12 protein-coding genes are annotated in these 14,417 nt (G+C 68.1%); 1 reads left to right on the top strand and 11 read right to left on the bottom strand.

What is annotated here, in order from left to right; translation table 11 throughout:
* Positions 1-110 precede the first annotated feature (110 nt).
* Positions 111-1,856, top strand: a complete 1,746-nt coding sequence (locus tag ACM6JT_RS25910) for a cyclic peptide export ABC transporter (RefSeq protein ID WP_414857564.1) — start codon at positions 111-113, stop codon at positions 1,854-1,856.
* Positions 1,857-2,035: 179 nt separating this feature from the next.
* Here ACM6JT_RS25910 and ACM6JT_RS25905 read toward each other — a convergent pair whose 3' ends face one another.
* From ACM6JT_RS25905 to ACM6JT_RS25855, 11 genes are all read right to left on the bottom strand, one after another.
* Positions 2,036-3,058, bottom strand: coding sequence for an ABC transporter substrate-binding protein (locus ACM6JT_RS25905; RefSeq protein ID WP_105390202.1), 1,023 nt, complete (start codon positions 3,056-3,058; stop codon positions 2,036-2,038).
* Positions 3,055-3,855, bottom strand: coding sequence for a siderophore-iron reductase FhuF (gene fhuF / locus ACM6JT_RS25900; RefSeq protein WP_414857563.1), 801 nt, complete (start codon positions 3,853-3,855; stop codon positions 3,055-3,057). The genes ACM6JT_RS25905 and fhuF overlap by 4 nt, the downstream gene beginning before the upstream one ends.
* Positions 3,852-5,942 carry a Fe(3+)-hydroxamate ABC transporter permease FhuB gene (gene fhuB / locus ACM6JT_RS25895; RefSeq protein ID WP_414857561.1) on the bottom strand — a complete coding sequence of 697 codons (2,091 nt, stop codon included), beginning with the start codon at positions 5,940-5,942 and terminating at the stop codon, positions 3,852-3,854. The genes fhuF and fhuB overlap by 4 nt, the downstream gene beginning before the upstream one ends.
* Positions 5,939-6,787 carry an ABC transporter ATP-binding protein gene (locus ACM6JT_RS25890; RefSeq protein WP_414857560.1) on the bottom strand — a complete coding sequence of 283 codons (849 nt, stop codon included), beginning with the start codon at positions 6,785-6,787 and terminating at the stop codon, positions 5,939-5,941. The genes fhuB and ACM6JT_RS25890 overlap by 4 nt, the downstream gene beginning before the upstream one ends.
* On the bottom strand, positions 6,777-7,796 hold the full coding sequence (locus ACM6JT_RS25885) for a TauD/TfdA family dioxygenase (protein WP_034184138.1): 1,020 nt from the start codon (positions 7,794-7,796) through the stop codon (positions 6,777-6,779). Before ACM6JT_RS25885 ends, ACM6JT_RS25890 begins: the two co-directional genes overlap by 11 nt.
* Before the next feature lie 44 nt (positions 7,797-7,840).
* Positions 7,841-8,083 (bottom strand): MbtH family protein, encoded by a 243-nt coding sequence (locus ACM6JT_RS25880; protein WP_034184137.1) that lies wholly within the window; start codon positions 8,081-8,083, stop codon positions 7,841-7,843.
* Between the two features lie 88 nt (positions 8,084-8,171).
* Positions 8,172-8,840: an RNA polymerase factor sigma-70 gene (locus tag ACM6JT_RS25875; protein WP_034184136.1), complete on the bottom strand. Its 669-nt coding sequence runs from the start codon at positions 8,838-8,840 to the stop codon at positions 8,172-8,174.
* A gap of 254 nt (positions 8,841-9,094) precedes the next feature.
* A complete protein-coding gene (locus tag ACM6JT_RS25870) occupies positions 9,095-10,117 on the bottom strand; it encodes a fimbrial protein (RefSeq protein WP_105390207.1) in 1,023 nt (340 codons plus the stop codon).
* Positions 10,114-10,860 carry a molecular chaperone gene (locus ACM6JT_RS25865; protein ID WP_414857559.1) on the bottom strand — a complete coding sequence of 249 codons (747 nt, stop codon included), beginning with the start codon at positions 10,858-10,860 and terminating at the stop codon, positions 10,114-10,116. Before ACM6JT_RS25865 ends, ACM6JT_RS25870 begins: the two co-directional genes overlap by 4 nt.
* Positions 10,861-10,876: 16 nt before the next feature.
* A complete protein-coding gene (locus ACM6JT_RS25860; RefSeq protein ID WP_217589848.1) occupies positions 10,877-13,330 on the bottom strand; it encodes a fimbria/pilus outer membrane usher protein in 2,454 nt (817 codons plus the stop codon).
* Positions 13,331-13,452: 122 nt separating this feature from the next.
* Complete coding sequence (locus tag ACM6JT_RS25855) at positions 13,453-13,965, bottom strand: fimbrial protein (RefSeq protein ID WP_034184132.1); 513 nt, start codon at positions 13,963-13,965, stop codon at positions 13,453-13,455.
* Between the last annotated feature and the right edge of the window lie 452 nt (positions 13,966-14,417).

Here is a 14,417-nt window from a genome sequence, read left to right as displayed (position 1 = left end):
CGTTCGTCTATCAGGAAGGAAAGCCGGAACGGGCGCACCCCGCCCGCCGCTTTCGCATCGACTTTTCCGCTTCCGCGTATTCGCTCGCCTTCCCTTTACCGACGTTGCCGATGACTGCTGCCCACGAGCCTTCTTCCCCGCCGTCCCTCGACGCCTCGCCCGCCCGCCCCGCGGCGCGCCTGATCCTCGCGCTGCTGCGCGAAAGCCGCGCGTCGCTCGCGCTGGCGCTTACCGCGTGCGTGCTGAACGGCGTCGCGAGCGTGCTGCTCGTCGCGACGCTGAACCGCGCGCTATCGCAACCCGGTGCGGCCGATGCGTCGCTCGCGTGGCGCTTCGCGCTGTGCGCAGTGATCGCGCTCGTCACGCGGATCGTGTCGGGCACGCTGTTCGCGCGCCTGTCGCAGGACACGATGGCGCGGCTGCGCGTGCATCTCGCGCGGCGCGTCGGCGCGGCCGAACTCCGCGACATCGAGCGGATCGGCGCGGCGCCCGTGCAGTCGGTACTGACCGACGACGCGACCAACGTGTCGATGCTGTTCTTCGCGCTGCCGAACCTGGTCATGCACGGCTCGATCGTGTTCGGCTGCCTCGGCTATCTCGCGTGGCTGTCGTGGCCCGTGTGCGTGCTGGCGCTCGCCGCGATCATCGCCGGCTCGCTCGGTTATCACACCGGCGACCGCCGTGCGATCGCGTCGCTCGAAGCGGCCGGCCAGGCGCAGGACCGCCTGTTCGGCTATCTCGGCTCGCTGTTTTCCGGCGCAAAGGAACTGAAGCTGCACGATGCGCGCGCGCGCCAGTTCGTCGACGGCCAGCTCGGCGCCGCGATCGGCGAAGTGCGCGACCACCGCCGCCGCGCGTTCAGCGCGTATGCGGTCGGCGTCGGCTGGATCATCTTCCTGTTCTACGTATTCCTTGGCGTGGCGTCGTTCTGGCCGCAGCTCGGCGTGCATGCCGATCCGGGCACGGCGGCCGGCTACGTCGTCGTGTTTCTGTTCATGCTCGTGCCGCTCGACGGCCTCCTGAACAATCTGCCGACCGTCAACGCGGCACGCGTGTCGCTCACGCGGATCGAAGGCGTGATGGCCGAGTTCGGCGCGCTGCGCACGGTGCCGCCCGCGGCCGACGCGCCCGACGTGCCGCCGGCCGGCGCCGTCACGTTGCGCGGCGTCACGCACGCGTATTTCCACGAACGCGACGAGCGGATGTTCAGCATCGGGCCGATCGACCTGACGATCAAGCCGGGCGAGCTCGTGTTCATCGTCGGCGGCAACGGCAGCGGCAAGACGACGCTCGCGAAGGTGCTGACGGGGCTCTATGAGCCCGAGGAAGGCACGATCGAGGTCGACGGCCGCACGATCGGCTGGCGCGAGCGGGCAGCGTATCGGCAGCGCTTCAGCGCGGTGTTCAACGATTTCCACCTGTTCGATGCGCTGCTCGGCATCGTCGATCCCGACGATCCGGCCCGCGCGCAGGCCGATGCGCGCGCGAACGCGCTCGTCGCGAAGCTGGCGCTCGATCACAAGGTGAAGGTGGTCGACGGCGCGTTCTCGACCCGCGCGCTGTCGACCGGGCAGCGCAAGCGGCTCGCGCTCGTCGTCGCGTATCTGGAAGACCGGCCGTTCTACCTGTTCGACGAATGGGCGGCCGACCAGGATCCGTCGTTCAAGGCCGTGTTCTACGAACAGCTGCTGCCGGAACTGCGCGCGCGCGGCAAGGCCGTGATCGTGATCACGCACGACGACCGCTATTTCGATCTCGCCGACCGGCTGCTGAAGCTCGACAACGGGCGCATCGTCAGCGACACGATGCCCGCGCGTTCGCGTGCTCAGGATGGTGTCGATGCGCTGAGCGCGTAAGCCATTCGTGGATAGATCGCCGACGCGCCGCAATGGCAGCGCGTCGGCGATGTTCGGTTAAGAAGGGAATGTATTGTTGACGCATGGCGGAAAGGGAATGCCGAGACCATCCACCCTGATGCCGATGACAACGCCACGTCCGTCAAAGCGGCGTTATCCGCCGACAAACCGCCGCGCACTCAACGCACGGCCGGCAGCTTCAGCATCGTATCGGTCATCACGTCGGCCAGCTTCAGCGCCGACATCGGCCCGCCGAATCCCCAGATGTTGCGCTCAATGAGCGCGATCCGGCGGTCGCGCAGCGCGGGCACGAAGCGCCACACCGGCGAATCGAGTTTCGCCGACAGCGGCACGTCCATCCCCGACGCGGTCACGAACAGCACGGCCAGGTCGCGCTGCGTGAGCAGGTCGGCCGACGTCACGTACAGCGTGCCTTCCCGCGTCGGTTTCTTCGGCCACGGATCGAGCCCGAGCGCACGCGCGAGGCCGGCCGACGTGCTGTTGCCCGTATAGGCCCAGTAACGGTCGGGCAAGCCGAGATCCTGCAGCAGCGCGATGCGCTCGCCCTTTCTTCCCGCTGCCGCGAGCCGCGCCGCATTGCGCGCGATTCCCGCGTCGAGCTGCGCATCGACCGCCTGCGCGCGCGCGTCGCGCCCCGTCACCGCGCCGATCGTCCGGAAGATCTGCCGCATCCAGTCGAGCTGCGTAACGGGTACGCCGCCGTCGGAAACATTCGGGCTGAACTGGAACAGGATCGTCGGCGCGATCCGGTCGAGCGCGTCGAAGATCGGCGCATGCCGGAAGCCGACGCCGATGATCAGGTCGGGCTTGACCGCCGCGATCGCCTCGAGCCCCGGCTCCTGCCGCGAGCCGATGTCGGTCACGTGCGCGAGCCGGTCGCTCTGGTAGCCGAGCCAGCCCGGATAGAACGCGGTATCGGCCATCCCGACCGGCACGAGGTCGAGCGCGACCACGCTTTCCGCGAACATGAAGTCGAGCGCGACCACGCGCTGCGGCCGCACGGGCATCTTCGCGCTCGCCTGCGACACGACGGGGTTGCCGGCCAGCGACACGGCGCCCGGCGTACCGGGCCCGCCACCGGCAACGGCAACCGCACCGGCCGACGCGGAAAACACGCCGCAGCACGCGGCACCGAGCACGGCGAGCGCACCCAACGCGTGCCGGCGGCCGGCATCCGTCACCGGATCGCGTCCTGCCCGGCCAGCGCCGCGTCGTCCATCGTCAATAGCAGGGGGCAGCTTCCACACAGTTGCGTTTCTCCAGGAATTTCGTAGCGCAGGCAGCACACGCGGCGCACGCGGAACGGCGTCGGCAGCAGCGGCGAGCGCGGCACGGCGTCGCGCACCGGCATGCGCAGCGGATTCGGTTCGCACGCGAAGCACGTCGAGCCGAACAGCCAGCCCGCGTCGCGCACGGGATCGGCCGCGCAACGCAGCGAACGGCAGGTGTCGAGCAGATAGTCGAGCAGGTTGCCCGCGTTGCTCCACAGCACGCGCGGCGTGACGCGGCCCATCGCCGCGAGCAGATCGATCACCGCGCCGAGATGCGCGACGAGCCCCGCATAGCGCGGCGCGGGATCGTCGCACGGCGCGCCGAGCGCGTCCGCCGCGAAATACAGCGCGGCGGGCATCCCGTCGTCGAGCGCGACGAACGTGCGTTCGGGCGCCATGTCGAGCGGCCGGCCGAGCGTCAGCGCGGCGACGACACCGGCCGGCGCCGCACGGCCGAAATAGTATTTGCTCCATTGCGAGATCAGCGCGCGCGCATGCTGTGCCGGATCGCCGCCGTAATGGCGGACCATCGCGTCGAGCACGGCCTCGCGATGCTCGGGCAACGCGCTGACGGGCACGACGATGCGGCCCGGCGCGTGCGTGTCGTCGGGCATGCCGAGCCAGACGACGTCGAGATGTTCGGCGAACGGTTCGGGCGCGAACGCCGAGAAGCGCGTGGCGCGCACGCCGTCGAGCGACGGCGTCATCGCCCCGCGCGCCGGGCGCGGCGCCCCTCGAGGATCAGCAGCCCGAGCAGGTACGGCGCGCCGATCAGCGCGGTCAGCACGCCGGCCGGCACTTCGCGCGGCGCGACGACCGTGCGCGCCGCGAGATCCGCGGCGCCGAGGATCAGCGCGCCGCATGCGGCCGCGAGCCACAGCCGCGTGCGATGCCGGCGTGCGCCGAGCATCGTCGCGACGTGCGGCGCCATCAGCCCGATGAAGCCGACCGGCCCGACCGCCGCGACGGCCGCGCATGCGGCGAGCGTCGCGATCGTCAGCGCGAGCGGCCGCAGCGCGGCCACCGGCAGGCCGAGCGCGGCCGCCTGGTCGTCGCCGAGTGCGAGCATGTCGAGCGGTCGCGCGAGCCACGCGAACACGGGTACCGCGAGCACGCACCACGGCAGCAGCATCGACACCTCGCCCCAGCTGCGGCCATAGGTGCCGCCGACGAGCCACACGACGAAGCGCGCGGGCTGCACGCTTTGCTGCGTGATCAGCCATTGCGCGAGCGTCGTCCACAGCGCGCCGATCACGATACCGGTCAGCGCCACCGCGAGCGGCGCATAACGATGCCGGTGATTCAGCGCGAGCGTGATCGCGAGCGACAGTCCGCCGCCGATCAGCGCGGCCGCCGCGAGCGTCACATGGCCCATCAGCGGCCACGTCGACAATGCGAACAGCGTGACGAGCCCCGCGCCCTGCGTGACGCCGAGCACTTCGGGGCCCGCGAGCGGATTGCGCACGACGCTCTGCATCGCGACGCCGCTCACGGCCAGCAGCGCGCCCGCGAGCAGCGCACACAGCAGGCGCGGCATGCGCAGGTCGATCAGCATCCGCGCGAGCGCATCCTGGCCGTGCAGCACGGCGGACCAGCGCGCGGGCGACAGCCACTCGGGGCCGGCCGACACGCCGATCAACACCACCAGCGCACCGACCACGACGAACAGCGCGGTGCGCAGCGGCCAGCCGAGCCGTTCGAGCCAGCCGACGAGCCGCGTCGAGCCGCCGCCCGCCGTGCGTTCGGCATCCGCGTGCAGCACGCCTGACCATGCGGCGCCGCGCCGGATCATCGCGAGCATCAGCGGCGTGCCGACCAGCGCGATCGCGACGCCGGTCGACAGTGTCGCGTCGAGTCCCGACACGAGCACAGCGCTGTCGGTGACGAGCACGAGCGCGCCGCCGGCGAGCGCCGACAGCGGCACCAGCACGCCGAGCCGCGCCGTGCGCGCACCGCGCACCTGGCGCAGCAGGTTCGGCGCGACGAGGCCGACATACGACAGCGGGCCCGCGATACTGACGGCCACGCTCGTGAACGCGACCGCGACGAGCGTCGCGGCGAGCCGCGTCGCATCGACGCGCACGCCGGCCGCGGCCGCGGCATCGTCGCCGAGCGTGAGCGGGTTCAGCGGCCGGATCACGAACGGCAGCGCGATCAGCGGCACGACGAGCCAGCGCGCGGCGAGCGCGAGGCCCGTCGCGCCCGGCTGGTACAGGCTGCCGTTGGTCCACAGCGCGGCGCCCGCGATGTTCTGCTCGAACAACGCGAGCACGAGCGTCGACAGCGCCGCGAACAGCAGCATGCACACGCTGCCCGCGAGCACGAGCCGCAACGGCGTCGCGCGCCATCCGCCGGCCGCGACAATCGCGACTGCAGCGGCGGCCAGCCCGCACACGAACAGCAGCGGCACCGATGCGACGCCCGCCAGTGCCGGCACGAGCATCGCCGCGAGCAGGCCTAGTTGCGCGCCGCCCGTCACGCCGAGCAGGTCGGGCGACGCGAGCGGATTGCGCGTGAGCGACTGGAACAACGCGCCCGCGACGCCGAGGCAGCCGCCTGCGACGAGCGCGGCCGCGACACGCGGCAGGTTGAGGTCGAACAGGAACACGTGCGCGAGCGCGGCGGCGTCGCTGCCGGGCGCCGCCGCCCACCACACGCGCAAATCGGGTGCGACGCGCAGCGCCGCGAGTATCGCGATCAGCGCGACGAGGCCGATCGCAATCGTGCCGGCCCGGCCGGTGGCCGCGCCCTTCCCCGTCGCCGCGAGGCGCTTGCGCATCGCGAACGTCGTCATACGGCGAGATCCCGGTCGAAGACGCCTGCCGCCTGCGGTGTGTCGGATGTGGACGGCCCGTAGGCCGGCACGCACATCGGCGCGCCCGTCTGCGGATGCGCGAGCTTCAGCATCTCGACGCCGAACGCCGCGCGCAGCCGCGCCGGATCGAGCATCGCGTCGGGCGAGCCCTGCGCGACGAGGCGGCCCGCGCGCATCAGCACGATCTCGTCGCTGTACGCGGCCGCCTGGTTCAGGTCGTGCAGCACCCACACGATCGTCAACCCGCGCGCGCGGTTCAGAGCGCGCAGCGCATCGAGGATGTCGAGCTGGTGATGGATGTCGAGATAGGTGGTCGGCTCGTCGAGCAGCACGATCGGCGCCTGCTGCGCGAGCGCCATCGCGATCCACCCACGCTGGCGTTCGCCGCCCGACAGCGCGCCGACGTCGCGCCCAGCATCGTCCGCAAGGCCGCTGGTCTCGAGCGCCTCGTCGATCGCCGCATGGTCGGCGCGCGACAGGCCGCGCAGGAAGCCGCCGTACGCATAGCGCCCGTACGCGACGAGCTCGCGCACCGTGAGGCCCGACGGAATCTGGTTGAACTGCGCGAGCATCGTCAGTTCGCGCGCGAGCGCGCGACGGCGAAACGACGCGAGCGGCTCGCCGTTCACTTCGACATGGCCGGCACGCGCGGGCTGCAGGCCCGCGAGCGTGCGCAGCAGCGTGCTCTTGCCGCAGCCGTTCGGCCCGCACAGCGCGGTCACGCGGCCGGCCGCAATCGACAGGTCCAGCCCGTCGATCACGACATGGTCGCGATAACCTACCGTCAATCCGCGCGCGGCAAGCGCGGCGGTACTACGCGTCATCGGTCCTCCGTTCGGTCGCGCGCGGGACCGTGTAACTCTGCGCCATCGCGACGACGACCTTGCGCGGCCCCTCGAACGGGTCGCGCGCATGCGCGGTCAGCATGTTGTCGAGCATCAGCACGTCGCCCGTGCGCCACGGGAATACGATGCGCTGCTGGTCGAGCACGCCGCGGATCTCGGCAAGTGCATCGGCTTCGAGCGGCTCGCCGTCGCCGTAGTACACGTTGCGCGGCACATTCTCGAGCCCGACCGCATCGACGAGCGCTTCCTGCATGTCGTCGTCGAGCGCGGACAGATGAAACAGGTTCGCCTGGTTGAACCACACGCGGTCGCCGGTGCGCGGATGGCGCGCGACGGCCTGGCAGCGTTCACGCGTGCGCAGCAGCAGCTCGCCGTCGTCGTCGGTGCGCCATGCGCATTCGATGCCGCGCGCCGCGCACATCCGCTCGACCTCGGCCGGCTCGTCGGTGCCGAACGACTGCTGCCACGGCAGGTCGAGCCCCTGCCCGAAATTGCGCACGTACAGCAGCTCGCGCCGCTCGAAGCGCGCGATCAGCGCCGGATCGAGCGCGCGGTACACGGCGCGGCTGTCCGCGATCGGCGTCGCACCGCCCTTCGGCGCCGCGAGCGCGCAGTGGAACCAGATCCGCAGCGGCCATTCGCGCGTATACGACTGCTCGTTGTGCAGCGGAATCGCGCGGTGCGGCGGGTATTCGGTCGACGTGTAGACCGCGCCTTCGACCTGGCTGCGCGGCGTCGACGCGTATTCATAGCCGATCAGCGGATCGCCGAACGATGCCGCGAACTGCTGGAACGCGTCGATCGACGGCACGTGAAAGCCCGTGAACAGCACGCCGCCCGCCCGTTCGAGCGTGTCGGTCGCGATCTCGCGCGCCAGCGGCGCGACGTCGTCGATCGACATCCCGTCGCTGCCGCGCGGCGACACGACGGTGGGCAGCCCCGGCTCGATACGCAGGTCGTCGAGCGTCGGCAACGAAAGCAGGGTCATGCAACGTCCTCTTCAGGTGGCGCGCCGGGTCGCGGCGCTGAGGGTCACGAGGCGCGCGCCGCGCGCTCGCCGTCCATTGCGCGGCGCAGGCTCGCGGGGCGCATGTCGGTCCAGACTGTCTCGATGTGCGCGAGACAGTCGGCCTTCGGGCCGCTCACGCCGACCTCGCGCCAGCCGGCCGGCACGGGCCGGAACGTCGGCCAGATCGAATACTGTTCTTCGTCGTTGATGACGACCGTGTAGACGAGATCGTCGGTGTCGGCGGAAGGCGTCGTGGCTTGCGTCATGATCGGAAAAAAGCAGGAGGCGGTTGAAGGATGCGAAGCGGCGGATTGCGCCGCTCCTGTCTGATAGACGATTGGCCGGCGCGTTTTTTTACCGCCGCCGCGCACGGCCGCCCAGGAACACCGGGCACGCGACGCCGCGATGGCACGCGTCGAGGCATTCCGCGCAGTGGCGCTCCGCGTCGCGCACCATGAAATGCACGAGCGTCTGCGATACGTTCAGCGCGCGCGCCGCGGTCTGCAGCGTCTCCTCGCGCAGCCGCACCATCTCGAAGGCCGCGCGGCTGCGCGCGGGCAGGTCGTCGAGCGCGGCCCACACGCGCCGCAGCGTATCGCGCGTCATCAGCGCGGCTTCCGGCGACGGCTCCGGCGACGGCACGTCGAAGCCGTCGTCCTCTTCCGTGTGATAGACGTTTTCGAGGCTCTGCCGGCGGCACGCGTCGATCGACGCATTGCGCACCATCCGCGTCACGTAAGCGACCGGCTGGCGCACCGCGTCCTGGTTCGGGAATTCGACGAGCTTCACGAATACGTCGTGCACGACGTCCTCGGCACGGCTCGCACAGCCGACGAAGCCGCGCGCGACATTGACGAGCATCGCGCGATGCGAGATCAGCACGTCGAGCAATGCGCCCTGCGCGCGGGGCTCCGCGGCACGGCGCGCGCGTGGCGCGGCGCGCAACGGCAGGTCCGGATAACTGCCGAGGAACGGGTTTGCCGTTGCCGCCGCGGGTCGGTCGAGCACTTCCGCCATCGCCATCGATCTGCTCCGTCAAATTCTGAGATAGCGCAATTTAACGTAAACGCAAATCATTCTCAATCCGATTACGAGATACCCCTTCCGGCTGTCAGGATTTGTCTGAACAATTGACGGGATCGTTGTTCGAGCGAACGCGATCGTGCGATGCCGGCCGCGACATCGCATAAGCTTTCGACGTGAAAGGCGCCGGGCAATGCCGGCGCCGGGTTGACGGCTTGCGGCCGACTGTCGGGCGCCGGCCGCGCACGCATGCGTCAATAGATGAACAACCGGATCGTCGCCGTCGCATCGAATCGCCCGATCTTCGGCGGCCCGAACGACTTCAGCACCGCGTCCATCAGCACGCTCTGATTCATCACATTGGATGGAAACTGCGTCAGCGTGAACTGTTCGTTGAACGGAATCGCCTTGCCCTGGCTGTCTTCGATGCCGATGCCGAAATTGCTGTCCTTCGCGGGTACCAGCAAACCGTTCCGAACCGGATAGCTCGTTTCGAAGTACCCGTCGACGCGCACCGCGACGTTGCATTTCTTGGTCAGCGACAACGAGAATCGCTTGCGCGGCACCGCCGGCAGGAAGCCGTTGCCGACCGCCTGCACCTGTCCGAAATTGACGATGCCCGGTTCGGGCGTCACGAGTACGTCGACGAAGCACGGCGTCGGCTTGAGGTTGCGCAGGCCGCTCAGGCGGTACTGGAAACTCGTGCCGAATGCATTCAGCCCGAACTCGCCGTCGAACTGGAACACCGTATAGATATCGCTCGGCGGCTGGACCCAGTTGCCCTTCTTGCGCACGACGACCTGATAGTCGATGCTGATGCGCGTCTGCTGGCAGCGCCCGCGGTCGAAGTCGTACCTGCTGCACGGCGGCACCGAATACCCGGTAAACACCCCGCCGCCGCGATTGCTGGTCTTGTCGAAATAGTCGACGCCCTTGTAGCGGATGCCGATCTCGAGCCCCCATGCCGCAGGGTTCGTGCGATTCGGATTCGCGTAGAAGTAAATGTTGTCGACGACCTTCAGGCTGCCGTCGTCACCCAGGTCCTTGTAGCAGTACCCCGACGTCGTGCGCACCGGCGACACCCAGATCACGTAGCCGTCCGGCGCGTCGGTCGGATACGACGCAACACCGCCGATCGGCTCGGTCAACGAAGTCGCGCCGCTGTTGGTCAGGCAGCGCAGTGCCCACGCGGGCTGCACGGCCGCGACCAGCAGCACGAGCACGACCCAGCGCAACCATGCCGCCGGCGATTCCCGATGACGCATTTCCCCGCTCATTTCTTCACGCTCTTGCAAGCCCCCGCGTCGCACGCATACTCGACCGCCACCTGGCCGCCGTAATCGTCGATATGCGTGACGAACAGCGTCGACGGCGTCGCAGCCTTGAACGGCACGTCGGCCGTGCTCATCGGGCTCACCATCACCGGCTCGATCGGCACCGGCGTCTTCTGCGCGCCCGAGCTCACGTCGACCACCGTCACGTGGTACGGCGTCGGGTTGTCGAACACCAGCTTGTGCGCGGCCGCGTCGACACGCAGCGTCATCGGCAGCGTCCAGTCCTCGTCGCGCGCGGGCTGCACGGCCTTCGGCCGGTAGAACAGCTTCATCTGCGTATGCAGCGCGATCTGCAGCGTGTTCGGCGTATCGGTCTTCGGCGGCACTTCGCGGATGTTCAGGTAGAACACCGATTCGCGATCGGCCGGCAACTCGGTGCCCGGCAGCTTCGCGATCCGCAGCACGTTGCGCTCGTTCGCCTCGACGCGCTGCAGCGGCGGCACGACCATCAGCGGCGACGTGATCTTGTTGCCCTTCGCGTCCTCGAGCCACGACTGCACGAGATACGGATACGTCGTGCTCTTGTTGGTGATCGTGACGATCGCGGCCTGCTCGCCTTCGTTGAAGATCACGCGCGTGCGGTCCGGCACGATCGCTGCATGCGCGGCGCCCGCGAGCAGCGCGCCGGCGGTCGCGAGTGCGCACGACACGCGGCGCGGGAAGCAAAGGGAAAGAGAGTTTTTCATCGCAGGATCCGTGGATTCATCGTTCGACCCGCGCGGCCGCTGCGTGCGACTCGCCGGGCGTCTGGCACGTCACCGGGATCGGCGTGCCTTCGAGTTGGAGCTGGTTCGGCAGCGCGTCGACCGTGCAGAGCGTGCGTTCGCCCGCGCGCACCGCGAGCGACGACTTCGGCTGAACCTGCGTCAGGAACGCCGCACCGCCCTCGCCGACGATGCCGAGCTCCTTGCCGTTCGCCGCGTCCTGCACCGATGCACCGAACGGCAGCGGCTTGCCGGCCGGGTCGGTCAGCGTCAGGTACAGGTTGCTGCCGCGCGCGGCGGCGAACTTCACGAAGCCGATCGCGCCGTCGGTCAGCACCATGCGCTGGATCGGGTTCGTCACCTGCACTTCGAGCGGCAGCTTCTCGACGTTGACGGTCGCGTCGTACACGTTGTACGGCGAGATGCCGTCGAGCACCGCATAGCCGCGCGAATCGGTATGCGTGAGCGTGCCGGACAGCGGCACGTCGGGCACGCCGTCGGTCGACACCAGCAGCCGCGTGTCGCCCGCGTTGCCGTTCGCGTGCGCGGACACGCCGTACTGCGTCGCGACGAACGAACCGTCGACCTCGAGCGACGCGGCCGCATACGCATTGGCGAGCGTCGACGCCTGTGCCGTGAGCTGGTACGCCGACGAGCGCTGGCGGAAGCTCGCATTCGCCGATGCGCGGCCGTCGGTCGCGCCCGCGTTGACCTGGTAGGTGCGGCCATCAGGATCGTCGTAGATGTAGCCCGCGTTCACGCTCGTGCTGCCGCTGCCTGTCGTCAGGTTCGACGTGACGGTGTGGCGGCCGCCGATCGGCAGCGTCGCGGTGATCGAGAACTGGTTGCCGCTCGCGCCCGCGCTCTGCGTGCGAAATGCCGACACGCTGACGTTCAGGTTGCGCAGCGCGCCGACCGAGAACGCACGCGTCAGCGTGAGGCCGACGCGCTGCTCGGACGAGCGCGCCCAGTAGGTCGTCTGGTCGTACGAGAAATAGGTCGACGTGTCGCCGAAGCGCTTCGACATCGTGGCCGAGTAGCGCTGCTTGCTGTTCGCGAGGCCGTACGCGGTCGGGTCGCCCGTGAACTGCGCGAAGTTCGTGTAGTCGCGCTCCGAAAACCGGTAGCCGAAGAAGCGCACGTCGGCATCGAGCCCGTCGAAGTGCTTCGAATAGTTGACGCGGTACGAGTTGCCGTTGCGCGTCGCGCCGTTCCACCACAGGCGCGCCCGCGCATGCGTGACATCAGCCGACACCGCGCCGAACGTGCCGAAATCGCGGCCGACGCCGAGCGCGATCGACGTATAGCCCGATGCGGCGATGAAGCCGCCGTACACCGTGACGTCGAGCGGCAGGCCGTATGCGATTTCACCGAAGCCGAAGAACGGCGTGATGCCGGCGCCGCCGAACAGGCGCGGCTTGCCGACGGCAGCCTTGTAGCGCAACTGCCCGGTACGCGCGAGAAACGGCACGGCGGCCGTCGTCACCTGGAAGCGCTGCACGCTGCCGTCTTCTTCCTCGACGGCCACGTCGAGCGTGCCCTGCACGCTCGTGTTGATGTTCTGCAGTGCGAATGCACCCGGCGACACGCGCGTCACGTACAGCACGCGGCCTGCCTGCGACACGGTCACGGTCGCATTGGTGCGTGCGACGCCCGCGATCAGCGGCGCATAACCGCGCAGCGAAGGCGGCAGCATGCGGTCGTCGCTGCGGATCGACGCGCCCGTCAGCGCGAACGTGTCGAAAATGTCGGAGCTCAGGTAGTCGTCGCCGAACGTCACCGTCGACTGGATCGACGGCAGCGCGCGAAATGCGTAAAGCCGGCTGAAGCGGAACGTGCGGTCCGCGTACGCCGTGTTGCCCACGTTCGACTGCGCCTGGTAGTCGCCGCGAAAGCGCCATGCATCCCAGTTCGCGCCGATCGTCCCGTAGGCCTGGATCGAATTCGTCTGCCCGCCGCCCGCACCGAAGTTGCGGTTCGTGTTCGCGATCACGCGATAGTCGAGCATCGCGCCGGGAATCCCTTCGGACCAGCGCTCCGGCGGCAGGTAGGTCGAATCGGTGAATTCGAGCGCGGCCTGCGGAATCGTGATCTTGAGCCGCCCGTCGCTCTTCAGGTAACGCACGGTCGCCCCCTCGATCGCACCGAGGTCGACGCAGCGTCCGCCCTGGAAGCGCGGCAGGTCCTTCGCGAGCGACGGCTTCAGCCCGAACTGCGCGACGAGCTCCGGCCGCAGGCACGGCTTGCCCGCGCCGGACGCATCGACGGCAATGAATTCGATGGACTGCAGCCCGTAGAACAGGTCGTTGACCTGCACATCGAGCATGTACTCGCCCGGCAGCGTGAAGTCGGCCTGCGAGAACTGCGACAGGTCGACATTGCTCGTTCCGTCGATATCGAGAAACGACGCATTGAATTCCGTCGCATGGCTCTGGCTGCCGACGACCAGCACGGAGACGCAAAGGAAGGAATGTCTGATTCGCACGCGGTGCTACCGGAAATCCGAGGAGAAGGAAACAGGAAGGAAAGAAGAAGGAGGAAGGGATGCACGCACCCCTCCTCCGATACGGACGCTTACTGGTAGCGGACCGTGAAGTTCGCGACGCCGTCGGCGGTACCCGGCGTCACGCCGGCTGCCGTCGCTTCGTACATCGCTGCGAAGCGTGCGATGTTCGTGCCGTTTTGCAGCACGGTCGGAGCCTTCTGCTCGGCGCCGTTGTCGAGGTATTCGCCCGACGCGGCCTGCAGGCGGATGCCGACGTTGGTTGCCGAACCGATCGTGGCGAGCAGCTTCGGCTGGCCAGCGCTCGACGTGCCCGTGAACGTGAAGTACGCGTTCTGCGCGATGCTCGTGTCGCAGTCGGTCAGCTTGATGTCGAAATTGGTCGGCGTGGACTTGTCGCCAGCCTGCTTGAACACGTTGGTCGGCACCTTGCCGAGGTTCACGGTCTGGTTGACCGAGCCCGAATCGATGCCGCACGCGCCCGCGACGATCTCGCCCGTGAAGTTGATCGTGCCGGTGCCCGCTGCGAAGGCCGAGGTCGACAGGGCCGCGAGTGCGACAGCGGTCAGGAGGGATTTTTTCATGACGTTTTCCGTGAGAATTGCAAAGGGAATGGACGACGTGGCGGATACAAAAGGCAGCGTGTGGTGGCTCCCGTCCGTCACGAGGCGGCATTATCGAGATAGTCGTGAAAGTTTTTTGTAAATCATTGTTAAATATCCCTGACAATGTTCCATTTGCATCTTACAAATCACATTCATTCTCGACAATTTTTAATCTCACCGATTTCACCTGAAGTTCTCTTTTGCTCCACGGAACCGATTGAAGATTAACGATATTTTTCTCCTGCATTCCTCATAATCGTCCTCACCCATACTGGTATTGGTTCATATCGGCCCCGATCCGAAAAAGACAAAACGTTGTCCAATGCCGCCATCGTTGTCGGACGGCAACATCAATATCAAATCATTTTCAACTGACAGGAAATTAACGTCGGCTTTCAGCAACTTCGATTTATTGCGCAAACGATTGCGAA

Origin of the sequence: Burkholderia sp. IT-111MI5 (assembly GCF_949752865.1) — a bacterium.
In the GTDB taxonomy this organism is placed as follows: domain Bacteria; phylum Pseudomonadota; class Gammaproteobacteria; order Burkholderiales; family Burkholderiaceae; genus Burkholderia; species Burkholderia pyrrocinia_C.
The sequence above is the reverse complement of the archived record's forward strand: the minus strand, read 5'-3'. Positions and strand labels throughout refer to the sequence as shown.